The organism is Janthinobacterium sp. UMAB-56, from assembly GCF_900095265.1.
GTDB lineage: Bacteria > Pseudomonadota > Gammaproteobacteria > Burkholderiales > Burkholderiaceae_D > Janthinobacterium.
Genome location: NZ_LT607651.1, coordinates 140,672 through 162,716, shown reverse-complemented (window position 1 = coordinate 162,716; position 22,045 = coordinate 140,672). Strand labels below are relative to the sequence as shown.

General features: G+C 63.1%; 24 protein-coding genes and 2 tRNA genes. 15 read left to right on the top strand and 11 right to left on the bottom strand.

Going from position 1 to position 22,045, the window contains the following annotated elements; all coding sequences use genetic code 11:
* The first annotated feature begins 27 nt into the window (after nt 1–27).
* From K0F85_RS00785 to K0F85_RS00750, 8 genes are all read left to right on the top strand, one after another.
* Nucleotides 28–444: a hypothetical protein gene (locus K0F85_RS00785; RefSeq protein WP_219114114.1), complete on the top strand. Its 417-nt coding sequence runs from the start codon at nt 28–30 to the stop codon at nt 442–444.
* Nucleotides 445–556: 112 nt separating this feature from the next.
* The gene (locus K0F85_RS00780) at nt 557–907 is read left to right on the top strand and encodes a hypothetical protein (RefSeq protein ID WP_219114113.1); all 351 of its coding nucleotides are present in this window, start codon (nt 557–559) and stop codon (nt 905–907) included.
* A 1-nt stretch (nt 908) separates the two neighbouring features.
* Nucleotides 909–2,267, top strand: a complete 1,359-nt coding sequence (locus K0F85_RS00775; protein WP_257572438.1) for a TolC family protein — start codon at nt 909–911, stop codon at nt 2,265–2,267.
* Nucleotides 2,268–2,269: 2 nt separating this feature from the next.
* The gene (locus tag K0F85_RS00770) at nt 2,270–3,652 is read left to right on the top strand and encodes a multicopper oxidase family protein (protein WP_219114111.1); all 1,383 of its coding nucleotides are present in this window, start codon (nt 2,270–2,272) and stop codon (nt 3,650–3,652) included.
* A gap of 183 nt (nt 3,653–3,835) precedes the next feature.
* Nucleotides 3,836–5,491, top strand: coding sequence for a methyl-accepting chemotaxis protein (locus tag K0F85_RS29095; RefSeq protein WP_219114110.1), 1,656 nt, complete (start codon nt 3,836–3,838; stop codon nt 5,489–5,491).
* A 79-nt stretch (nt 5,492–5,570) separates the two neighbouring features.
* Nucleotides 5,571–6,338, top strand: coding sequence for a transporter (locus K0F85_RS00760; RefSeq protein ID WP_257572437.1), 768 nt, complete (start codon nt 5,571–5,573; stop codon nt 6,336–6,338).
* A 93-nt stretch (nt 6,339–6,431) separates the two neighbouring features.
* Nucleotides 6,432–6,914: a hypothetical protein gene (locus K0F85_RS00755; RefSeq protein ID WP_219114109.1), complete on the top strand. Its 483-nt coding sequence runs from the start codon at nt 6,432–6,434 to the stop codon at nt 6,912–6,914.
* 15 nt (nt 6,915–6,929) lie between these two features.
* On the top strand, nt 6,930–8,228 hold the full coding sequence (locus K0F85_RS00750) for an NAD(P)/FAD-dependent oxidoreductase (protein WP_219114108.1): 1,299 nt from the start codon (nt 6,930–6,932) through the stop codon (nt 8,226–8,228).
* A 64-nt stretch (nt 8,229–8,292) separates the two neighbouring features.
* Here K0F85_RS00750 and K0F85_RS00745 read toward each other — a convergent pair whose 3' ends face one another.
* Nucleotides 8,293–8,814, bottom strand: coding sequence for a DUF6265 family protein (locus K0F85_RS00745; RefSeq protein WP_219114107.1), 522 nt, complete (start codon nt 8,812–8,814; stop codon nt 8,293–8,295).
* A gap of 77 nt (nt 8,815–8,891) precedes the next feature.
* Nucleotides 8,892–9,605 (bottom strand): sensor histidine kinase, encoded by a 714-nt coding sequence (locus K0F85_RS00740; RefSeq protein WP_219114106.1) that lies wholly within the window; start codon nt 9,603–9,605, stop codon nt 8,892–8,894.
* A 311-nt stretch (nt 9,606–9,916) separates the two neighbouring features.
* On the opposite strand from K0F85_RS00740, the gene K0F85_RS00735 reads away from it, so the two are divergent.
* Nucleotides 9,917–10,312 (top strand): hypothetical protein, encoded by a 396-nt coding sequence (locus K0F85_RS00735; RefSeq protein WP_219114105.1) that lies wholly within the window; start codon nt 9,917–9,919, stop codon nt 10,310–10,312.
* A 74-nt stretch (nt 10,313–10,386) separates the two neighbouring features.
* Here K0F85_RS00735 and K0F85_RS00730 read toward each other — a convergent pair whose 3' ends face one another.
* The 4 genes from K0F85_RS00730 to K0F85_RS00725 form a co-directional block, all read right to left on the bottom strand.
* A complete protein-coding gene (locus tag K0F85_RS00730) occupies nt 10,387–11,370 on the bottom strand; it encodes a diguanylate cyclase domain-containing protein (protein ID WP_219114104.1) in 984 nt (327 codons plus the stop codon).
* 350 nt (nt 11,371–11,720) lie between these two features.
* Nucleotides 11,721–11,972, bottom strand: a complete 252-nt coding sequence (locus tag K0F85_RS28480) for a response regulator (RefSeq protein WP_257572436.1) — start codon at nt 11,970–11,972, stop codon at nt 11,721–11,723.
* 12 nt (nt 11,973–11,984) lie between these two features.
* Nucleotides 11,985–12,119 (bottom strand): hypothetical protein, encoded by a 135-nt coding sequence (locus K0F85_RS28475; protein WP_257572435.1) that lies wholly within the window; start codon nt 12,117–12,119, stop codon nt 11,985–11,987.
* A gap of 1 nt (nt 12,120) precedes the next feature.
* Nucleotides 12,121–14,181, bottom strand: coding sequence for a PAS domain-containing sensor histidine kinase (locus tag K0F85_RS00725; protein WP_257572434.1), 2,061 nt, complete (start codon nt 14,179–14,181; stop codon nt 12,121–12,123).
* A 424-nt stretch (nt 14,182–14,605) separates the two neighbouring features.
* On the opposite strand from K0F85_RS00725, the gene K0F85_RS00720 reads away from it, so the two are divergent.
* Together K0F85_RS00720 and K0F85_RS00715 are read left to right on the top strand one after the other, a co-directional pair.
* Nucleotides 14,606–14,682: transfer RNA gene (locus K0F85_RS00720), tRNA-Arg, on the top strand.
* A gap of 160 nt (nt 14,683–14,842) precedes the next feature.
* A tRNA-Arg gene (locus K0F85_RS00715) sits at nt 14,843–14,919 on the top strand.
* Nucleotides 14,920–14,974: 55 nt separating this feature from the next.
* Here the strand turns inward: K0F85_RS00715 and K0F85_RS00710 are convergent.
* Nucleotides 14,975–15,847, bottom strand: a complete 873-nt coding sequence (locus tag K0F85_RS00710; protein ID WP_219114103.1) for an AraC family transcriptional regulator — start codon at nt 15,845–15,847, stop codon at nt 14,975–14,977.
* Between the two features lie 115 nt (nt 15,848–15,962).
* Here K0F85_RS00710 and K0F85_RS00705 point away from each other — a divergent pair, with 115 nt between their 5' ends.
* Complete coding sequence (locus K0F85_RS00705; RefSeq protein WP_219114102.1) at nt 15,963–16,919, top strand: phytanoyl-CoA dioxygenase family protein; 957 nt, start codon at nt 15,963–15,965, stop codon at nt 16,917–16,919.
* Nucleotides 16,920–17,011: 92 nt separating this feature from the next.
* A complete protein-coding gene (locus K0F85_RS00700; RefSeq protein ID WP_219114101.1) occupies nt 17,012–18,157 on the top strand; it encodes an alpha-hydroxy acid oxidase in 1,146 nt (381 codons plus the stop codon).
* Here the strand turns inward: K0F85_RS00700 and K0F85_RS00695 are convergent.
* The 4 genes from K0F85_RS00695 to K0F85_RS00680 all read right to left on the bottom strand — a co-directional run bounded on the left by K0F85_RS00695 (nt 18,154) and on the right by K0F85_RS00680 (nt 21,104).
* Complete coding sequence (locus K0F85_RS00695) at nt 18,154–18,672, bottom strand: ATP-binding protein (protein WP_219114100.1); 519 nt, start codon at nt 18,670–18,672, stop codon at nt 18,154–18,156. The two genes, K0F85_RS00700 and K0F85_RS00695, sit on opposite strands and share 4 nt — an antisense overlap.
* Before the next feature lie 185 nt (nt 18,673–18,857).
* Complete coding sequence (locus K0F85_RS00690; protein WP_219114099.1) at nt 18,858–19,664, bottom strand: DUF6624 domain-containing protein; 807 nt, start codon at nt 19,662–19,664, stop codon at nt 18,858–18,860.
* A 10-nt stretch (nt 19,665–19,674) separates the two neighbouring features.
* Nucleotides 19,675–20,331, bottom strand: a complete 657-nt coding sequence (locus tag K0F85_RS00685; RefSeq protein WP_219114098.1) for a hypothetical protein — start codon at nt 20,329–20,331, stop codon at nt 19,675–19,677.
* Between the two features lie 8 nt (nt 20,332–20,339).
* On the bottom strand, nt 20,340–21,104 hold the full coding sequence (locus K0F85_RS00680; RefSeq protein WP_219114097.1) for a CPBP family intramembrane glutamic endopeptidase: 765 nt from the start codon (nt 21,102–21,104) through the stop codon (nt 20,340–20,342).
* 173 nt (nt 21,105–21,277) lie between these two features.
* Between K0F85_RS00680 and K0F85_RS00675 the strand changes: the two genes are divergently transcribed.
* Entirely contained in the window at nt 21,278–21,841 is a 564-nt protein-coding gene (locus tag K0F85_RS00675) for a GNAT family N-acetyltransferase (RefSeq protein ID WP_219114096.1), read from the top strand.
* The coding region (locus K0F85_RS00670; protein ID WP_219114095.1) for an SMI1/KNR4 family protein at nt 21,838–22,045 on the top strand (208 nt) is incomplete at its 3' end. The genes K0F85_RS00675 and K0F85_RS00670, both read left to right, overlap by 4 nt.

Genomic DNA, 22,045 nt, shown 5'->3' with positions numbered 1-22,045 from the left:
CCATGTGGGAAGGTTTATAGTCCTGCCATGAACCGTGCCTTTTTCCGCTTTTTCACCCGCTCGCTGCTCTGGCTGCTTGCCGTCACGCTGCCTTTGCAGGGCTTTGCGTCGGCCATGCGCAGCTGCTGCGTGGATGAGCGGGTGGCGGCAGTCACCGTCCAGGTGATACAAGCACCCCAATGCCACGACATGGCCGACATGCAGATGGCGGACCAGCCGGCGCAGATGAAGATGGCCATGGACGACGGCGGCGCCACGCACGCTGGCCACGATTGCAGCAACCATGGGGCGTGCACCGTGGGCGCCACGGCGCCGCCCGGCATGCCCGCCTTGCAAGCCTTGACCCTGCGCGCGCCGCCGCCGGCCCTGGCGCCCGATTCCCTGTTCGCCGGGCATATCCCGTCCGGCCCGGAACGTCCCCCAAGAAGCACGCGCTCCACCTGACCGCCCGTTGAACCTGGCGGTGCTGCCGTCGCACGTCACAACAACTTGCAGCGGCTGCGCCAGTGTTCCAGTCGCGCGCCCGCCGCGCCATACCCCTTATTCAAGGTATACCATGAAGCAATTATTCAGCCTCGCGCTGGCCGCCTGCGTTTCGCTGCCGCTGGCCGTCAATGCCGCCAGTCCGGCCGCCGCCACCATGCCCGCCCCGCAAGACGCGCAAGCACCCGTGCCCGCCGCCACCTACCGCTCCGCCTTCACCGGCTACCGTCCCGCCGCCGAGGACGACGCCACGCCCGACCAGGCCTGGCGCGCCGGCAACGACAAAGTCGGCAAGGCCGGTGGCCACATGGGCATGATGAAGATGAAGGGCCACAAGATGGATGGCCACAAAATGCCAATGGATAAGCCCAGCGCCGAACCTGCCGCCCGGCCCGCCCCGCAACACCAGCATGAAGGACACTGACATGGCCACTTTCAAGCAAGCATATTGCCGCACGCCGCTGGCGCTGGCGATCATCCTGCTGCTCGGCGGCTGCGCCAGCTTCAGCCCCGATGGCGGCATGCAGACGGTGTCCGCGCTGGCCGACGCCCGCACGGGCGCCCCCGCAGCGCTGGCGGACCAGGGTGGCGAGGAAAAATTGGCATCCCTGCTGGCCCGGCCTTTGGACGCCGACAGCGCCGTGCGCATTGCCCTGATGAACAACCAGGGCATGAAAGTGGCACTGGCCGAACTGGGCGCGTCCGAGGCGGATCTGGTGCAAGCGGGGCGTTTGCGCAACCCTGGCCTGTCCTTCGGCCGCTCGCATGGCAGCCAGGGCAATGAAATCGACCGGAGTGTCAGCTTCGACCTGGCCGGATTGCTGACCATGCCGCTGCGCGTGAACATCGAGCGGGGCCGTTTCCAGCAAGCCAAACTGCAGGCCGCCAGCAGCGCCGTGCAACTGGCGGCAGACACGCGCCGCGCCTACTTCAATGCCGTGGCCGCCGTGCAGACGGAAGCTTTCATGCAGCGGGCGCTGCTGTCGGCCGAGGTGGGTGCCGAACTGGCCACGCGCTTGCGGCAGGCGGGCAACTGGAGCCGCCTGGACCAGGCCCGCCAGCAAGTGTTTTATGCGGACGCCGTCGGCGACCTGGCCCGCGCGCGCCACCAGGCCACCGCCACGCGCGAGCACCTGACGCGCTTGCTGGGCCTGTGGGGCAGGCAAACGGCTTTTACTTTGCCGTCGCGCCTGCCCGACTTGCCGGCCCAGGCAGTGGACGCCGGCAATATCGAGGCGCAAGCCATGGAGCAGCGCCTCGACGTGCAGAGCGCGAAGCTCGACGCGCACGCCACGGCCAGCGCGCTGGGCCTGTCGAAGGTAACGGGTTTCATCAATGTGCTCGACGTCGGCTACACGAACAAGAGCACGAGCGAGGCGCCGCGCGAGAACGGCTATGCCGTGTCGCTGGAGCTGCCTTTGTTCGACTGGGGTTCGGCGCGCAATGCCAAGGCGCAAGCCTTGTATGAGCAGTCGCTGCAGCGCACGGCGGGCACGGCGGTGCGGGCCCGCTCCGAAGTGCGCGAGGCGTATTCGAGCTACCGCACGGCTTATGACCTGGCGCGCCACTACCGCGATGAAGTTGTGCCACTGCGCAAGGCCATCTCGCATGAAGTATTGCTGCGCTACAACGGCATGCTGGCCAGCGTGTTCGAGTTGCTGGCCGACGCGCGCGAACAAGTTGCCAGCGTGAACAGCGCCATCGAGACCCAGCGCGATTTCTGGATCGCCCAAACGGCATTGCAATCGGCCATCAATGGCAGCGGCCCTGCCAACAAGGAATAATGATGATTACACGTAGAAACTTTTTCATGAATGCGGGCGCTGTCGCCTTGAGTGCCGCGGCCGTCAGCCGCGTGGGCGCGGCTTCCCTGCCGGAAGCCGTCAGCATGGCCGGCGCGGATACCAAGGCGCCGCCGCCACCGCCGAACGGGCGCCCTTACCAGCCGGTTGTCACCCTGAATGGCTGGTCATTGCCCTGGCGCATGAACAACAACGTCAAGGAATTTCATCTCGTGGCCGAACCCGTCGTGCGCGAACTGGCGCCCGGCATGATGGCCAATCTCTGGGGCTACAACGGCCAGTCGCCCGGTCCCACCATCGAAGTGGTGGAGGGCGACCGCGTGCGTATTTTTGTCACCAATAAATTGCCGGAACACACCAGCGTGCACTGGCATGGCCAGCGCCTGCCCAACGGCATGGATGGCGTCACGGGACTGACCCAGCCAGGCATTGCTCCAGGCAAGACCTTCGTCTATGAATTCATCGCCAGGCGCCCCGGCACCTTCATGTACCACCCGCATGCCGATGAAATGACGCAGATGGCCATGGGCATGATGGGTTTCTGGGTGACGCACCCGAAAGACCCGAACTTCATGAAGGTGGACCGCGATTTCGTCTTCTTGCTCAGCAACTACGACATTGATCCGGGCAGCTACACGCCGAAGATCACGACCATGGCGGATTTCAATCTGTTCACCTTCAACAGCCGTGTCTTCCCCGGCATCGCCCCCATGGTGGTGCGCCAGGGCGACAAGGTGCGCGTGCGCGTGGGCAATCTGACCATGACCAATCACCCGATCCACATGCATGGCCACGAATTCGAGGTGACGGGCACGGATGGCGGCTGGACGCGGCCCGAATCGCGCTGGCCCGAAGTGACGACGGATATTGCCGTGGGCCAGATGCGCGCCGTGGAATTCACCGCCACCGACCTGGGCGACTGGGCTTTCCACTGCCACAAGTCGCACCACACGATGAATGCCATGGGACATGACGTGCCGACCATGATAGGCGTCGACCACCAGGGCGTGGCGGCGAAGATCAACCAGCTCGTGCCCGGCTACATGGTGATGGGCGAGCGGGGCATGGCCGACATGAGCGAGATGCAGATGCCGATTCCCGACAATACCTTGCCGATGATGGCTGGCGAGGGGCCCTTCGGCGCCATCGGCATGGGCGGCATGTTTACCACGGTGAAGGTGCGCAAGGATCAGAAGCCGGGCGACTACAGCGACACGGGCTGGTACAAGCACCCGGCCGGCAGCCTGGCCTATGAATGGACGGGCGCCTTGCCGGAACCCGTGCGTGGCCAGGGGGCGGGCAAGCCGGTGGTTACCGGCGGCGTGCAAATGACGGTGCGCAAGCCGACCGGCCATGGCGGGCATTAAGTCCCGGCGTTAACGGGATAGCAGCGAACGGCTTGTCTAGCATGGCAAGCCGTTTTGCATGTTGTTGCATATCAATGAATTGTAGTTTGGTGACAATCCGAGTATTTTTTTCCGTGTTTTTTCTTTATATTCAGACCAGCATGCTTCAGTTGCATCGAGTATCGGCGAGTCTAGGGAGGAATCATGTTGAACCGGATGAAGGTGGGAACGCGCTTGCTGGCGGCATTTTTCGGTGTCGCGTTGCTGGGGGCCATCGTGGCGGGCATCGGCATCTTCAACATGGGCAAGATCGATACCATGGCGGGGCAGATGTACACCGGAGAATTGCTGGGCTTGTCGTACATCAAGGAAGCCAATATCGCCTTGATCAAGGTGGGACGCGCGCGCAGCAATTTCTTGCTGGCCACCACCGCCGAGGAGCGCGCCACGCGCCAGGCCGACATCGCCAAATTTCTCGATTTGAACAAAAGCTATCTTGCCAAGGCACAGCCGCTGTTTGTCACGCCGGCCGCCAAGGAATTGTTTGCCCGCTTTGCGGCCGTGGAAGCGGAGTATATCGCCACCATGCAGCAGGCGCTGGCACTGGCGGCAAGCGAGCCGCTGGCCCAGCGCAGCGCCCAGTTGACAGAGCTGTTGAACAAGACGCGGCTGCATGCCGATGAACTTGACGGCGTGCTGGATAAGCTTTCCCTGCAGAAAGAAGAACGTGCCAAGGCTGCCGCCGCCCAGGCGTCCGGCGTGTACCAGGCCAGCCGCAGCTTCATGATTGCGCTGGTGCTGGGCAGCGTGGCGGCCGGGCTGGCGCTGGGCGCGCTGATTACGCGGGGCTTGACCCGCCAGTTGGGCGGCGAGCCGGCGTATGCCGTCAAGATCGCCGGCGCCATCGCCGAGGGTGACCTCACCGTGGAGATCCTCACGGCCAGCCACGACAGCACCAGCCTGCTGTTTGCCATGAAAGGCATGCGCGACAAACTGGTGGGCATCGTCAGCCAAGTGCGTTCGGGTACGGACACCATTAACACGGCCTCGGGCGAAATCGCCCAGGGCAACCTGGACTTGTCGTCGCGCACGGAAGAGCAGGCCAGTTCGCTGGAAGAAACGGCATCGTCGATGGAACAGCTGACGTCGGCCGTGCGCCAGAACGCGGACAATGCACGCCAGGCCAATGCGCTGGCCGGCGCCGCATCCGACGTGGCAGGCAAGGGCGGCGCCGTGGTAGGGCAGGTGGTGCAGACGATGGAATCGATCAATGCATCCTCGCGCAAGATTGTCGACATCATCAGCGTCATCGACGGCATCGCTTTCCAGACCAACATCCTGGCCTTGAACGCGGCCGTGGAAGCGGCCCGGGCGGGCGAGGAGGGGCGCGGCTTTGCCGTCGTCGCAGCCGAAGTGCGCAACCTGGCGCAGAGGTCCAGCCAGGCGGCCAAGGAAATCAAGACCCTGATCGGCGACTCCGTCGAGCAGGTGGAAGTCGGCTCCAAACTTGTGCATGACGCGGGCAAGACGATGGATGAAGTGGTCGCCAGCGTGCGCCAGGTGGCCGACATCATGCAGGAAATCACGGCCGCCAGCGCCGAGCAGAGCGCCGGCATCGAGCAAGTCAACCAGGCCGTCTTGCAAATGGACCAGGTGACGCAGCAAAACGCGGCCCTGGTGGAGGAGGCGGCCGCCGCCGCCGAATCGCTGCAAGACCAGGCGCAGACTTTGACGGAACTGGTGGGCGTGTTCCGCCTGCATGCCCAGGCCGAACGCATCGCCGTGCCAGCGTCCAGCAACGTCACGCCGCTGCGCCGGCCAGTGCGGCCCGCCAGACAGGGTGTGCGGCGCCTGGCTTGATTGTGCAACACGGACGCCCGGGCTTGGTGCTAGGCTGTCGTTATTGCGCTATTGCGTATTGACTACTTCCCGGTCTTCCATGCCGTCTCCCCGCTTGCTGTGTTTCTCCCTGCTGTGGCTAGCCCTGGCGCCCCTGGCGCAGGCGCAGGAGGGCGATCCCGTCCTGCCGTATCGTCCTTCCGTCGCCAGTCCCGCCCAGCTGCCTGTGCCGGGCCAGCTGGAATTCGAGGCCGGCGGCCTGCTGTCGAAGACGGATGATACGCGCCGCGCCAGCCTGCCATACACCTTCAAACTGGCGTTCAATCCGGAATGGGGCGTGCTGCTCGCAGGCGAAGGCTACGTGCGTGCGCGCGATGACACGGGCCGGCGCGAAACGAGCGTGGGTGACACGACGCTCGTGCTCAAGCGCGCCTTTTTGCTCGACAGCGCCACGGCGCTGGGCCTGGAACTGGGCTGGAAATTGCCGACGGCCAAGGACAGCATCGGCAGCGGCAAGAGCGACGTGTCGCTGAACGGCATCGTCAGCCGCGACCTGGGCGCCGTGCACGTGGATGCCAACGTGAGCGCCACGCGCCTGGGCGCTTCCGACCCTGGTGCGGGCAGGGTGCAAACGGGCTGGGCCGCCTCCTTTTCCCTGCCCGTCAGCGATCGCTGGGGCGCCACGGCGGAAGTGTCGGGCACGCGTTTGCACGGCGCGCCAGCCACGGCCCAGGTGCTGCTGGCCGCCACCTACAGTCCCACGCCACGGCTGGCCATCGATATCGGCATGGCGCGCGGTTTGACGGCGGCGTCGCCGGACTGGTCGCTGTTCAGCGGCTTGGTCATGCCTTTGGGCAAGCTGTGGTGAGATGGTCACGGCGCTCCTTATGTGTCCTTGCGAACAAACAGCCTGGCGTACAAGGTCTACAATGACGGCATAACTGATAAAAGGAGTGTCCTCATGAAAACCCTGATTCTTGCTGCCGTCTTGCTGTCGGCCGCCACCGCCGCCGTTGCCCAGGTCGGTGTGTCGGTCAGCATCGGCCAGCCCGGCTTTTATGGCCGCATCGACGTGGGTGACTATCCTGCGCCGCAACTGATCTATGCCCAACCCGTCATCGTTCAGCGTCCGCAATACTATTCGGCCCGTCCCATCTATTTGCGCGTGCCGCCCGGCCATGCGAAGAACTGGTCCAAGCATTGCCGCAAGTATAACGCCTGTAACCAAGAGGTCTATTTCGTACAGGATAGCTGGTATAACAATCAATATGTGCCTCGCTACCGCCAGCAGCATGGCGAGCATGGCCGTCCCGATTATGCGGACCGCGGCCGTCATGATGACAAGCATGATAAGCGTGATAAGCACTTTGACAAGCGCGACAAGCATGACAACAAACCGGGCAAGGGCCATGACAATGGTCACGGCAACGGGCACCGGGATTAACAGGCAGGAGGAGCTTTGCACAGTAAAATCGTTATCGTAGGTGGCGGTGCAGGCGGCCTGGAGCTGGCCTGCAAACTCAGCCGCAAGCTCGGCCCCGGCCAGGTGACCCTGGTCGACAGCCGCCTGTACCATATCTGGAAGCCGTCCCTGCATGAAGTGGCGGCCGGCACCCTGGATATTCATCAAGAGGGCCTGTCGTACCAGATGCTGGCGCATGACAATGGTTTTACCTATGTCTATGGCCCCTTGATCGCGCTCGATGCGGCGTCGAACAGCGTCACCGTGGGTGCCATCGCCACTGACAAGGATGAACAGCTCTTGCCGCAGCGTACAATCCACTACGACCAGCTGGTGCTGGCCGTGGGCAGCACCTCGAATTACTTCGGCGTGCCCGGCGCCAGGGAAAACACGATTTCCCTGAATGCCACGGAAGACGCTGAACGTTTCCGCTTGACCTTGCTCAAACTGCTGGCCATGGCCGAGCAGCGCCAGGGCGACGCGGGCCATCCGGGCGTGGACATCGTCATCATCGGCGGCGGCGCCACGGGCGTGGAGCTGGCGGCCGAATTGCGCGAAGCGAGCGGCGTGTATGCCGCGTATGGTTTCCAGAGTCTCAACGCCATCAAGGATGTGCGCATCACCCTGCTAGAAGGAGCGCCGCGCATCCTGGCGCCGCTGCCCGAGCGCGTCTCCATTGCCGCCTCGAAACTGCTGCACCAGCATGGCATCACCGTCGTGACCGATACGCGCGTCACCACGATCGAAGCCGACAAGGTGACGGTGGCGAGCGGCACCAGCTATGCGGCCGACATCTGCGTGTGGGCCGCCGGCATCCGTGCGCCGGAATTCCTGTCGACCTTGGGCTTGCCGACCAACCGCGCCGGGCAGCTGGAAGTGAGCGGCATGCTCAATGTGCAAGGCCACGCGAATATTTTCGCGCTCGGCGATTGCGCCGCCTGCGCGGGACCGGACGGCAAGCTGGTGCCGCCGCGCGCCCAGGCTGCCCATCAGCAAGCCGACTACCTGTTGAAAACCTTTCTGCTGCAAGCGAAGGGCAAACCGCCGCAAACGAAGCCGTACGAATACTTGGACTACGGTTCGCTCGTTTCCTTCGGCCGCACTACCTCGGTGGGCACCTTGATGGGTTCATTGAAGGGCTTGAGCTGGTTCGTCGAAGGCTTTGTCGCGCGCATGATGTATGTCAGCCTGCACCTGATGCATCACAACGCCGTGCTGGGCAGCGTGCGCACGGCCGTCCTGGCCATGGGCCGCTTCCTCATCAAGCGCAGCACGCCGCAGGTCAAGCTGCACTAGGCAAGTTGCAGCAGGCGCTAGGCGCCGTGGCAAACCAGGGGCCTTGCGGCCCCTTTTTATTACATCAGCGCACTTTGCTGCGGGCGCTGGGCGCCGTTTCGCAGCGGCCCCGCGTCATGGGGAAGGCTATGGTGGTGAGCTTGCCCTTCAAGGTGCCGGTGATGCTGGCATGCAAGATGCGTTCGCTGTCGTGGCGGTAGATGATGCGGCTCGGGAAGTCATTGTCCAGGTTGGCGAAGATGAATTCATTCGGCTTATCCTGGCGCAGCAGGTTGAAGATCACGGGTGGCTGGCCCGACGGCTGCACGATGTAGGCCAGCTGGCCCGGGTCGGTGAGGCGGATCTGCACGAATTCAAAGGCCGTCGTCTTGCCGCCCTTGACGGTGCGGCTGGCGCCCAGGAGGGTGCCGCCGGCGGCCGTGCTCCATTGTTCGCCGGAGCCAGGCTCGGCGCCGTCGACATTCCAGCAGCCGGCCAGCCAGGCCAGCTTGTCCACGGTTTCCGGCGGCGCCACGACCTTTTCGGCGGCCTGGGCGGGGCCGACGGCCAGCAGCGCTGCCAGCAGGGTGCTTGCGTATCGTTGCATACGATCTCCTGTCGTTGACTCGTTCAGCGGGGCAGGGCGGCCCGGCGGCGCTATGGCCCGGTCCCGCCGCGCGATGACTATTCTTTCGGGCTAATGCGCGGCAAGACGACGGTCAGGGCCGTACCACCTTGCGGATTGGCCGCCAGGCTCAGGCTGCCGCCCAGGTACTGCACGCGCTCGCGCACGGAGCGCAGGCCATGCTTGTGCATTTCGACGGGCTCGCTGGCCGGCAAGCCGCTGCCGTTATCCTTGACGGTCATCATCAGCGCTTCGTCGTTGTCGTCGATGATGATGTCCACCTGCGTGGCGCTGGCGTGCGTGGCGATGTTGCTGAGCGCCTCTTCCAGGGTGCGCAGCAGGGCCACGCCCACGTTGCGGGGGCAAATCAGTTCATCTTCGGGCAGGCTGCAGCGCACGGTAATCTTGTGTTGTTCGGCAAATTGCGCGGCCAGCTCGCCCAGTGCCACGTTCACGCCGAGAAACTCGAGCTTGTCATTCCACAGCTTCATCTGCATTTGCCGGTTGGTTTCAATCACATTCAGCAGCAATTGCTTCATGGTCGCCGCACGGTCGAGCAAGGCCGCTTCCTGCGGCATTTTTTGCGTCAGCAGCGACAGGTGCATGGTCAGCGCCGTCAGCGAGGAGCCCAGGCTGTCGTGCAGCTGGCGCGACAGGGCGCGCCGTTCATTGTCCCAGCTGGTGTTGACATGGCCCAGCAACTCGCTGAGGTCGGCGGCGCGTTCCGCATCGGCATGCGCCGCTTCCTTGTTCGGATCTGTTTGTGCGGACATAGCGCCCCGTGAATGGTGAAAGGTGGACCAAATTCAAGTTGTGGATCATACATGAGGATTTCATCGCGGGGCGCATGGATGGAAAATTTCTGTCTTTTCGGCAATTTTAATCTCCTTCCATCATTTTTATATCATAGGCAAGATTATCGTTCACGCCAGTGCGCACGGTTCCCATCGTTACGTACGGCTGCGCACATACCGGGGCGCCGCGCGCTGCCATAGTGGAGGCATGCATTTTCCCCATGCAGCATAGCCGTCACAGCGGCACAGGGCGCAGCGCAGGCCCGCTTACCGAAACGAAAGGACATGCCATGAATATCGATACCATCGTCGACCAGGAATACGCCGACAAAAGCTTCCGCGACATCGTCAATGCCCCCATCAGCGCCCTGCGCGGCGTCAGCGCAAAGGACGCCAAGGCCTTGCAGCAAGCGTTTGGCGTGAACACCGTGCGCGAACTGTCCAACCTCAATTTCGTCAAATGGGCCAGCGCGCTGGCCATCCTTGCCGATGAAGAGGGCATGAGCGGTGAAGAGCGGGCCAAGGAAGAATTGCTCGACGACGCCGTGGAAATGACCTTCCCCGCCAGCGACCCGATCTCCGTCGATGCCGGCATCACGCGCATCGAAGTGCCGCCGGAAACCGTCAATGCGCAAACGGACCACCAGCACGCGGGCAAGCAAGAAGCGTCGGTTGGCAAGAAATAAAGCCTGCTGAACATAAAAAACCGGCTGGCCTGATGAGGGCTAGCCGGTTTTTTTGTGCCGTACGGAAAGTAAGTTCAGGCGATCGAGGGGATGCCGCTTTTTTGCACGTTCACCTGCGACGCGAGCACTTCGTGGGGCGAGCAGCAAAAGCGGTTCTTGCCAGCGCGCTTGGCTTCATACAGGGCCGTGTCGGCCACGCCCAGCAGGGATTCGACGGTGCTGGCGTCGTCCGGGTAGATTGCAATGCCGATGCTGGTCGACAGGCGCAAGGTCAGGTCGTTGATGAAATAAGGATCGGAAATGACTTCGATCAGCTTGGCCGCCGGTTCGCGCGCGTCGCCCTTGCCCGCCAGGTTGCCCAGCACGATGACGAATTCGTCGCCGCCGATGCGCGCCACCGTGTCTTCCTTGCGCGAGGCGCCCACCAGGCGCGCCGCCACCATTTTCAGGATGTCATCGCCATAGCCGTGGCCGTAACTGTCGTTGATGGCCTTGAAGCCGTCCAGGTCCAGGTACAGGATGGCTGACTTGCCCCGGCTGCGGGCCGATTGCTGCAGGGTATGCTCTATGCGGTCTTCCAGCAGGCGCCGGTTGGGCAAGCCCGTCAGCGGATCGTGCAGTGCCAATTCCTGCTGCTGCTTGCTGTATTGCGCCAGTTCCTTGTACAGCAGGCGCACTTCCAGCATGTTGTGGATGCGCTTGTGCACTTCCATCAGGTCGAAGGGCTTGCTGATGAAGTCGCGCGCGCCCGCTTCCAGGGCGGCAATCTTGAAACTCGGCTGCGCCGTCAGGGCCAGCACGGGCAGGTAGCCGCCATGCTCGATTTCCTTCAAGCCTTTCATGACTTGGAAACCATTGAGTTCCGGCATTTGCAAATCCAGCAAGATCAGGTCGTAGCAATGTTCGCGGTGCAGGGGGCAGACCTGGGCCGGACGCATGGTGGCCATGACGTTGGTATAGCCCGCATCGCGCAGGATTTCCAGCATCAGGTCGACATTGTCGGGCGAATCGTCAACGACCAAAATTTTGGCTTTCAAAATCTCATCTTGGCTGGGCATGTAGGGTCTCGGTTATACGGTCTATGCAACACTGGCTTGTACCGCAGCCAAGGGCCGGCGGCGCGGCTGACGGCAGTGGGGAAGATAGTAGCGCCTTGCAACAAGATAGGGCGCACAACAGCGCTTGAACTCGCTTCTGCCACTGAGGGCAGCCAAGGTTGCCGGTCTCTTGCCTGCCGTGCAGGTGTGCTTCTGCATTTAAGTGTAGCAAATTTCAGCTTAGTTGCTTGTAGGACAGTGCCGCGTCTGAAAGTAGGAAGGCTCACCCATGAAAATAGTCATTTTGTACTGCACTATGTATTTCTTTGCACCATCTTTTCTCGGGATTTTTTGCCGACGTGCGCGGGCGGTCAGGACGGCCGGTCGGTCACGCGCGCTGCGGCCAGTTGCGCCACGGCCGCCAACAGTTCGTCCGGGTCGGGCGGTTTCGAGACGCAGGACTGGAAGTCGCCGGCCAGCGCCCGCTGGCGGTCCTGCGCTGGCGTGAACGCCGTCAGTGCCAGCGCGGGCAGCCGCACCGCATCAGGGGAGGCGTGCGCGCGGATCTGCGCCAGCAAGTCGACAGCCCCGGCATCGGGCATGGCGATGTCGATGACAAGCACATGCGGGCGCAGCTACTGCAGCAATTGTAGCGCCTGCGCCACACTGCCGGCGCCATGCACTTCGGCATGATGCTCGCGCAGGATGCGCGCCGTCATTTCGCGCGCATCGGCTTCGTCATCGACCAGCAGCACAGTGACGCCGCGCAAGTCATGGCTGGCGCACGGGCGCGGCCGGCGTCCCCAGAGGCAGGCGGACGGTAAAGCTGGCGCCCTGCATGTCGCCGGCGCTGCTGGCCGTGACGGTGCCGCCATGCTGCTCCACCAGATGCTTGACGATGGCCAGTCCCAGGCCCAGGCCGCCATGCCGGCGCGTGGTCGAGGCGTCGGCCTGGCGGAAGCGGTCAAACACGTGGGGCAGGAAATCCTTTTTGATGCCGACGCCGTTGTCGCTCACCGTGATGAGCAGGCGGGTGGCCTCGCGGCGCACACCGATATCGACCCGGCCCCCTTGCGGCGTGAACTTCAGGGCATTCGACAGCAGGTTCCAGATCATTTGCTGGATACGGCTGGGGTCGCCCGTGATCCTGCCCGCATCGCTGGCGATGCTGGTGTGAATGGCGATGTGCTTGGCGTCGGCCGCCGGGCGCAGGGTTTCGATGGCCGAGGCGATGATGCTGGCGGGCACGATGGTTTGCAGGTCGAGCAGCACCTTGTCTGAAGTGATGCGGCTCATGTCGAGCAAGTCTTCGATCAGCTGCGCCTGTGCGCGTGCATTGCGTTCGATGCTTTGCAAGCCGCGGTGCAGGTCGGCCTGGTCGCGCGTGCCGCTCCGCAGCACCTGGGCCCAGCCCAGGATGGCCGACAGCGGCGTGCGTAATTCGTGCGACAGGGTGGCGAGAAAATCATCTTTCAGCTGGTTCGTGCGCTCGGCCTCGGCGCGCGCTTCGCGTTCGCTGTCGAGCAGCACCTTGCGCTCTTCGGCGGCGCGCGTGGCGGCCGCGTACAGGCGCGTATTGTCGAGCGCGACGGCGGCCTGGGCCGCGATGGCCGAGACGATGCGCTCGCTGCGTGCGCTGAACATGCCCGCTTGCGGATGGCCCAGCAGCAAGCGCCCCAACAACAGGCCCGAGCGCGAACTGACGGGCAGGCTCAGACAGCTGCGCAGCGCCGGCGTGCCGTCGGCGCTGGCGTCAGGCGCGGCCAGCAAATCGTTCTGGCGCATGGCAGCTCCCTGGCGCAGTTCCGTGGCAATGGCATCGGCCTGGCCCAGGCTGATGCCGTTGACGGCGCGCGCCAAGGGCAGGGCGGCGGGACTGTCGTGGAACTCTCCCGCATCGTCATAATAAAAGGCGCCGAAGCGCGCGCCGCTGATGCGCGTGGCCGCATCGACGCTTGCCTGCAGCAGGGCCGGCAAGTCGAGGGTGCCGGCCAGGGTCGCGCCCGTATTGTTGAGCAACTCGAGCACGCGCGTCTCATCGCGCAAGGCTTCCTGCGCGCGCTTGACCTGGTCGACATCGGTGCTCGTGCCAAACCAGCGCAGCAGCTGGCCGCCACGGTCGCGCACGGGATTGGCACGCGTCAGGAACCAGCGGTACTGGCCATCGGCGCCACGGATGGGAAATTCCATTTCAAAGGGCGTGCCATCGCGCAAGGCGGCCTTCCAGGCTTGCAGCATGGGCGGCAGGTACTGCGCGTCATAGGCGATGCTCCAGCCATCGCCCGCCATCTGTTCGGCGCTGGTGCCCGTGTAGTCGTGCCAGCGCTGGTTGTACCACGCAATGGTGCCGTCGAAGCTGGCGATCCAGGCCAGTTGGGGGATGGAATTGGCCAGCGCGCGCAAGTCTTCCTCGCTGTGGCGCAAGCTCTCCTCGGCCGCCTTGCGCTGGCTGATGTCCTGCAGATACGTAGTCAAGCCATCGCTGCAAGGGAAGGCGCGTACTTCCAGCCAGTGCCCCAGCAGCGGATATGGCAGCTCGAAACTGCAGCTGTGCTGCTGCGCCATGGCACGCCGGTACTGCGTTTCCAGTTCCGTTCCCAGCAGGTCGGGGCAGGCTTGCCACAAGTTCTTGCCCGCCAGGCTGGCGCCAGGCGCGTGCTGCGGCGCCAGCATGTCAGCGCCGCGCGCATTGAGGTAGCGGATGGTCCAGTCGCGGTCGAGCAGGCACAAGCCATCGGTGATGCTCTCTAGCAAGTTGACCAGGCGCTCGTTTGACAGGCTCAGCGGCGCTGATGGGGGCAGCAGATTTTGCTTGCGGTCATGCTTGGCCATCGGACATCCTGCAACAGTGAGGCTGCCGCACGGGCTTTTGCCCGGCCGGGCCGCCGTCGCTGAGCTCAGTTAGTGGGGCATGATGGAACTGCCAGCCATCATGAATGATGGGACGCGCAAACGCCCCTGTCTGGCTGGTATTGTAGCCCCAAGCAGCGCGCCCCACCGCACGCTTGCGCGCCGCCTGCAGATAGCACTGGACAGGTTGTAAAGCAGTCCCTATAATCCCGCTTCTTTCGAGACAGCAACTTCTCGATGCGCTGGACGCCACTGTGAAAGCAGCTGCGTCCATCGATGAAAGGCGTCGGCTTTTCGGTAGTGAAAAGGTGCTTGATGGTGCGGGGCGGTATTCTGCAAAATCAGCTAAGCGATTGAAAAATCGAACTTTTCAAAGCGAAATGAATACGCTATAATGTTTGCCTGCGCGGCTGTAGCTCAGCTGGATAGAGTACTTGGCTACGAACCAAGGGGTCGTGGGTTCAATTCCTGCCAGCCGCACCAGTATTAGCAGTAAAGAAAAAACCCGGAAAGCTCGCTTTCCGGGTTTTTTTTCGTCATGACATCGGGCAGGCAGGAGCCATGCTGGCGGCCTGGGCAATTGTGAAATATCCACACGGCGCCCTTTGCCATTCTGCAAAGCCCTGCTATAATCTTGTCTTAGGCGGCTGTAGCTCAGCTGGATAGAGTACTTGGCTACGAACCAAGGGGTCGTGGGTTCAATTCCTGCCAGCCGCACCAGAATATTGGGGGTCAGATTGTAAAATCTGATCCCCTTTTTCGTTTCTGCATGGATTTACGCTGCGCCTGTGGCGCTACGCCGGTATTGCCGGCGAAACGCGCGCGGCGTGACTTGTCTGGCGGCGCGGAACTGGCGGTTGAAATGCGCCAGGTTGCGGTAGCCCGCCTCTTGCGCGATGACGGCGATGGCGAGATTGCCTTCTATCAGCTGTTGGCAGGCGCGGCCGATGCGCAGCCGCGCCAAGTATTCGCCCGGCGTGCAATGCGCGTGGCGCTTGAAGCAGCGGTGGAAGGCGCCCAGCGACAGGGCAGCCAGCTGCGCCAGGGTCTCGAGTGCGATCTCTTCGCGGAAATGCGCGTGCATGAAGTCAAACACGGCGGCCATGCGCTTGTGCTGCCCATCGGGCATCGGCGCCTGCGCCGCTGATGCCAGCGGTTGCGCGTCTGCATCGCCCGCCAGGTCCAGCAGCACGTCGAGCAACAGCGGCAGGCGCTGCGGCACAGCCAGCGTGTTCAATTGCAGCAGTTTATCTGCGCTGCGCGCGCTCGCTGCCGGCGAAAAATGCAGGGCAGGGCCGGCGCGGCGCGCCAGTTGGCGCAAGCCGTACAATTCCGGAAAACAGCTCGCCAGCTGTTCCACCCACTCGAGTGAAAACCACACGACGACCGCCAGCATGGGCTGCGCGCTGTCGATGCGCTCGCTGGCCGACCAGGTGTGCGGCAAATTTGGTCCTACCAGCACCAGGTCGCCAGGCTCAAAATCGCCCAAGTGGTCGCCGATGTAGCGTTGCCCTCGCGCATTGACCGTCAAGGTCAGCTCGAACTGCGGGTGGTAATGCCAGAGGAAGGGAATGGTGTCGAGTTTGCGCCACAGCAAGCCCCAGGAGTGGCCTGTCGGGATTGTGACTTGTTCAAATAAAGGCGTCATGATGACGTTTTGATGCTATCAATAGTCAGGATAGTATCAGTATTGGCCGCTCGGCGTGTATTTCAGCTGGCCGTGCCATCGCACAATCTGTCTCACACCAACACGGGAGACAGCGATGCAGAACCCATACCAATACGGCCAAGACCGTCCAGGCAATCCGTCCGTGGCCTATACGGCACAGACCCAGTTGCGCGACATACAAAAACAGCTGCCCTTGCGCGTGCTGTCCGACAGCGATTTTTTGCACTGGAAAACCTATGGTTATGTCATCGTCAAGGATGCGGTGTCGCCAGAGCAAGTACAGCGCACGACGGATTTTCTGTGGCAATTCCAGGGACTCGACCAGCATGATGCCTCCACCTGGAACCGGGACCAGTTGCGCGACCACGCGATGAAAGAGCTCAACGGTTCCGGCATGGTCGAGGCCTATCACAACCAGACCCTGTGGGATAACCGCCAGACCCCGCGCGTAGTTGACGCCTTTGTCGACATCTGGGACCGCGAAGACCTGTGGGTGACCATCGACCGCGCCAACCTGAACACGCCGAACAAGGGCAAGCGCAAGTTTGGCGGCTTCATCCACTGGGATGCCGATACCACGCTCGACCCGCTGCCCGTCAACGTGCAGGGCGTGCTGGCCCTGTCCGACACCTCCCTCGAGAGCGGCGGTTTTCAATGTTATCCGGAGCTGTTCAACAACTTGCTGGCATGGCGCAAGACCGTGCCTCTTGATCGCAACCCATGGCAGCCTGACTTGGCGACGGTGCCGTACCCGGTGCAATTCATCGCCATGAAGAAAGGCGAGTTGTTGATCTTTAACAGTCTGCTGGCGCACGGCATCCGTCCGAACACCTCCACGGATCAGGTGCGCCTGGCGCAATACATTTCCTTTACGCCCGCCCAGGAAGACAAGCCAGCCTTGCGCGACTGGCGCGTGCAAAGCTGGCGCGAGCGCAGCGCGCCGCAGGGCTACGCGTTTCCCGGCGATCCCGAGGAAAAGGAAAAGTTGCGCTATCCGCAGGCGCGTTTGACTGTGCTGGGCGAGAAAATCCTCGGCGCGCGCGACTGGTAAGCCACGCCCTGTCCGTCAGTCTTGCCTGTCGGATAGACAATTGCCGGCAAATGCACGATCATGGTTCGACTTGCCATCGACCGAGGAAACGCATGAGTATCATCACCTGCATCGAAGACTTGCGCGTGCTGGCCCAGAAACGGGTGCCGCGCATGTTTTACGACTATGCCGATTCCGGCTCCTGGACGGAATCGACGTACCGCGCCAACAACAGCGATTTCGCCAGGATCAAGTTCCGCCAGCGCGTGGCCGTCAACCTGGAAAACCGCAGCCTGGCCTCGACCATGGTCGGACAGGTGGTTTCCATGCCGGTGGCCCTGTCGCCCACGGGCTTGACGGGCATGCAGCATGCGGATGGTGAAATTCTCGCGGCCCAGGCCGCTGAAAAATTCGGCGTGCCGTTCACCCTGTCGACCATGAGCATTTGCTCGATCGAGGACGTGGCGTCGAACACGACGAAACCGTTCTGGTTCCAGCTGTACGTGATGAAAGACCGCGAATTCATCAACCGTTTGATCGACCGTGCCAAGGCGGCCAAGTGCGGCGCGCTGGTGCTGACCCTGGACTTGCAGGTGCTGGGCCAGCGCCACAAGGACTTGCGCAACGGCCTGTCGGCGCCGCCGAAGCTGACCCTGCCGAACATCCTCAACATGGCCACCAAGCCGCGCTGGGTGGCGGGCATGCTGGGCACGAAGCGCCGCGGCTTCGGCAATATCGTCGGCCACGCCACGTCCGTGTCCGATATGTCGTCCTTGTCGGCCTGGACGCAGCAGCAGTTCGACCTGAGCCTGTCGTGGGCGGACGTGGAATGGATCAAGCAGCGCTGGGGCGGTAAGCTCATCATCAAGGGCATCATGGACCCCGAAGACGCGCGCCTGGCAGTGGAAAGCGGCGCCGATGCGCTGATCGTCTCGAACCACGGCGGGCGCCAGCTCGATGGCGCGCAATCGTCGATCGCAGCCTTGCCCGCCATCGTCGACGCCGTCGGCAAGCAGATCGAAGTGCACATGGATGGCGGCATCCGCTCGGGCCAGGACGTGATCAAGGCCGTGGCGCTTGGCGCGAAAGGCGTGTACATCGGCCGCCCATTTTTATACGGCCTGGGCGCCATGGGCGGCCCGGGCGTGACGCGCTGCCTGGACATCATCCGCAATGAACTCGATTTGACGATGGCGTTTTGCGGCTTGCGCGACTTGCAGCATGTGGACAAGAAAATCCTGCTGCCGGGAACGTTTTAAGCGGCAATCCGCACGATGTGAAAGCCTTCCGATGCGTCGGGCGGCACGAAGTGGCGCGTGATTGCATCAAATTGCGCCTCGCTGGTGGCGAACGGGTGCAGCCCGCTTTCATTGCGCTGGCGCAAGCGCGCCTTGCATTCGTCGTCCGGCACGTCGAGGTAATGCAGCACGTGCGGCGTGCCTGCCTGCTGGAATAACGCGCGCATCCAGGCGCGGCTGGCCGGCGTATTCGCGGGGAAATCGAGCACGACGGAGACACCTGCCTGCAGCATCTGCAGGGCCAAAGGGGCGATGGCCGCGCGCAGCCGCGCCGCGCAAGCCACGTAGTCGGCCAGGCTGGCGATCTGGCCCGGATACAGCTGCGCCAGCAGACTGTCCTCGCTGATGCGTACGGTCTGCGGCGCACTGGCCAGCCGGGCCGTCAGGGTGGATTTTCCGGAAGCAATCTTGCCGCACACCAGGTGCAGGGTGGCGGTGGTGGTGGGGACGGCGGTGGTACTGGAAGTGGCTTGCATGGTCGCGCTTTCAGGTGAGGGAAACACAGCCTGCGAGACGCCAGATGAAGCCTAGCCGCCTTGCAGGCGGCTTGGTCAATGTCATTCCTGCCCAGCCACCATGGTTCGAATGGCGGCAATAATCGATGGCAGGGGCGGGAATGGCGATGGCATGGGGTAAGCATGCAATGCAATCGATGGCGTTGTCAATTGTCCTGTTCGAATTGCTGCCGGTATTGCCTATAGGGTTCGAGCCCCATGCTGGCGCGGCGCTGATCCAGCCGCTGCGGATCGTCGATGGGGAAGGGGACCGTCTTGCCGGTGCTATCCGTGTGGAACTGGCTGCCGTACAGCTGCGGCTGATTGTCGTTACACAGGTCGCGGTCGATCGCCAGTGCCAGCTTTGATAGCGTGATCTCCCCCCGTGCCGCTGCTGCGCGCATCAGCGGCAGGCTGCTTTTCAGAAAATGTTTCGAGCCGTGCTGGACAATCAGCCAGGCGCTGCCCGCTGCCTTGTAGCCCACCATCGATTGCGTGGGCCAGCCCTTGCTGGCGATGATTTGCCGCAAGCGTTGCTCGCGTGCGCCATCCGTGGCCAGCATGCGCTGGCGTGTGGCCAGGTCCGGCCCCGTTGGCGGGAATCCCGCGCGCAGGGCCTGGTCTTCCAGCTCCATGGTCCGCAATTCGGCTGCCAGCGTCGCTTCGGGCACTGCCGCCGGATACAGCAGGAAGTCCGGCGCGTCCGCCGTGGCCGCGCTGAAGATGAGCTTGGGTTCCGCTTCCCAGTCGGGCGATTGCAGGAACAGTGCCAGTGTGGCGCCTTCCGGTACGTCAATGCGGTAGCGGCCATTCTCGACCGTGCCATGTATCTGCGGCTCGCCGTGCATGCGCTCGGCAACGATGCTGATGGCTGGCGGCAGCGGTGGGCCGTTGCTGCGGATGGTGCCGCTCAGTTCGAAGGCGCCCGCATGGACGCTCCAGCACAGCACGATGGCGAAGGTCAGGCGTTGCATGGGAGTCCGTTCAGGATTGGGGGATGTCGAGCAAGGTCCAGTTTTCACGGAACGTGGCCGCATCGAGCGGTCGCGCATGCGGGTCGTCTGGCTGGAACAGGCCACCGATCAGCATATCCTGGATGGCGCCCGTGAAACCGCCATACGCGGCGCGGCCCCACTGGCGCCGCGTATGGGCGAAGATGACGGCGTCTTGCTGCGTGGCCAGTTGCGCCAGGGATTGCCGCAAGGTAGCGGCCGCATCAAGACCCATGTCCGTGGCGATGGCGCACACCAGGCGCTGGCCGAACTGCAGGGGTTTGTTTTCCAGTCCCAGCAGCGATTCATTGGCCAGGGCAAGGAACACATCGGGCGCCAGATTGTCTTTTTCGCAGAGGGTCCAGGTGGGCGCCCACGCTTCCAGGCTCATGAAGCGCGCTTCGCGTGTTTCCGGCGTGTGCGTCCACTTGGCGTGCGATTTCTCATCCCAGCCCAGGCGACCAAAGGCAATCGGCTTGCCCTGGGGATTGTATTGATGGCTGCGCACGCCGGCCTTGCCCCGCGCTTGCGCCACGAGGCCATCGAGGCTGGCGGCAAACGGTATCCATTGCGCCGCATTCCACAGTGGCGGTGCATCGGGCGCGGCCAGTAGCAGGAATACCTCGTAATCACGTGAAAAAAACGCCATGCACATTCCTATAGTGGCAGTTGAGACAGGACCGCCCGCTGGCTGGTGCGCAGCAGGTAGACGCCGTACAGGCACAAGGGCAGCACGGCCAGCAGGGCGATAGTCGGCAGGATAGACGCACCGTCTTCGGCCGGATGCGGCAAGGTGGCCGTCACGAGTGCGTAGTCCCACAGTCCATGCACGAGGACCATGGGCCATACCGAGCGGGTGCGCAGGCGGATGGCGGCATAGCCGACGCCTTGCAGCGTGGCGGCGATGGCTTGCCACATCGCGCCACTGACGTCGCCGGTGGTTAAGCCATTGGCCGTATGGGCCAGGCCGAACAGTGCCGAGGACAGCAAGACGGCAGGCCAGACGGCGTAGCGGTCCAGCATACCTTGCAGCAAGATGGCGCGGAACATCAGCTCTTCCGAGATGGCTACCAGCGCCGCGTTGCAGGCGACGATCAGCAGCACGCGCGGCTGCGGCCAGCCACCGGCCCAGGCCAGCAACAGCATCAGCAAGGCATACAACAGGGGCGGCCAGACCAGCCACAGCGTTTTCAGCGGAGGCGCGCACAGGCCCGCCGCGCGGCGCCGGCTGGATGCCAGCAGCAGCGCCAGCGCGAACAGGGCGGCCAGCGCCCACGACAGACCGATACGGCCGGTGACGGCTGCGCCCGGCAAGGCGTAGCCGGCGAATTCCAGCCAGCGGCCGCCCATGCTCAAGCCCAGCCAGACGGCCAAGGCGATGATGGCGAGCGGCAGGGTGAGGTGGATTCTAGCGATGGACATGGTTGGCGTTGGCTGCATATGTTGCTGCGTGCATCCGTGGATGCTGGAGTTGTATCAATGATATGGAAATACATTGCCATACTACATTAAAAAGCCGTGCCACAAAGTTGCCACATCGTTATAGTTGCATGGAATAATAAGCATCACCCGTATACACCTTCGATTGGAGTCGCATGGCTTACACGAAAATCCTTAATACCGAACGCCTGATCCTGCGCAAGCCGCAGCCATCCGATGAAGCGGCACAATTCGCCATGCATGCCGATCCGGAGGTGATGCGCTATTTCAGTGAGCCGCCGTGGACCGATGTCGGCCGCGCCGCGCGCCAGATCGCCGAAGACAGCGCCGCCTTCGAGAAAGAGGAATTTTTCCGCTTCGCCGTCGAGCTGAAGGCGACGGGCGAATACCTGGGCAGTTGCAGCCTGTTTTCCGAGCACCGCCAGAACCGCCGCGCTGAAATCGGCTACGCCCTGGGCCGCCCGTACTGGGGGCGGGGCTATATGCACGAAGCCTTGTCCGCGCTGATCGAATTCGCCTTCGTCGAGCGCGACCTGAACCGCCTGGAAGCCGATATCGACCCGCTCAACGCCGGCTCGGCCAGTGCCTTGGAACGCCAGGGTTTCAACAAGGAAGGTTTTCTGCCTGAACGCTGGATCGTGGCCGGCCACGTCAGCGACTCTGCCCTGTACGGCTTGCTGCGACGCGAGTGGGAAGCACGGCGCAAGGGCGCCGCGTGAGCGGGCAAGATATCGACGCGTTCGAGCAATCGCTAGGCCGCAGCCTGCCGACCTACTATCTGAGTTTTCTCCAGGATGGGCAGGAAGGCATCTACGGCGAGCAGGTCCTGCTGTATGGCGCGGATAGTTTGATGGAACGCAATGCCACCTATGACACTGCGCAGGCCTGTCCCGGCTATTTCACCATCGGCGATGACAGCGGCG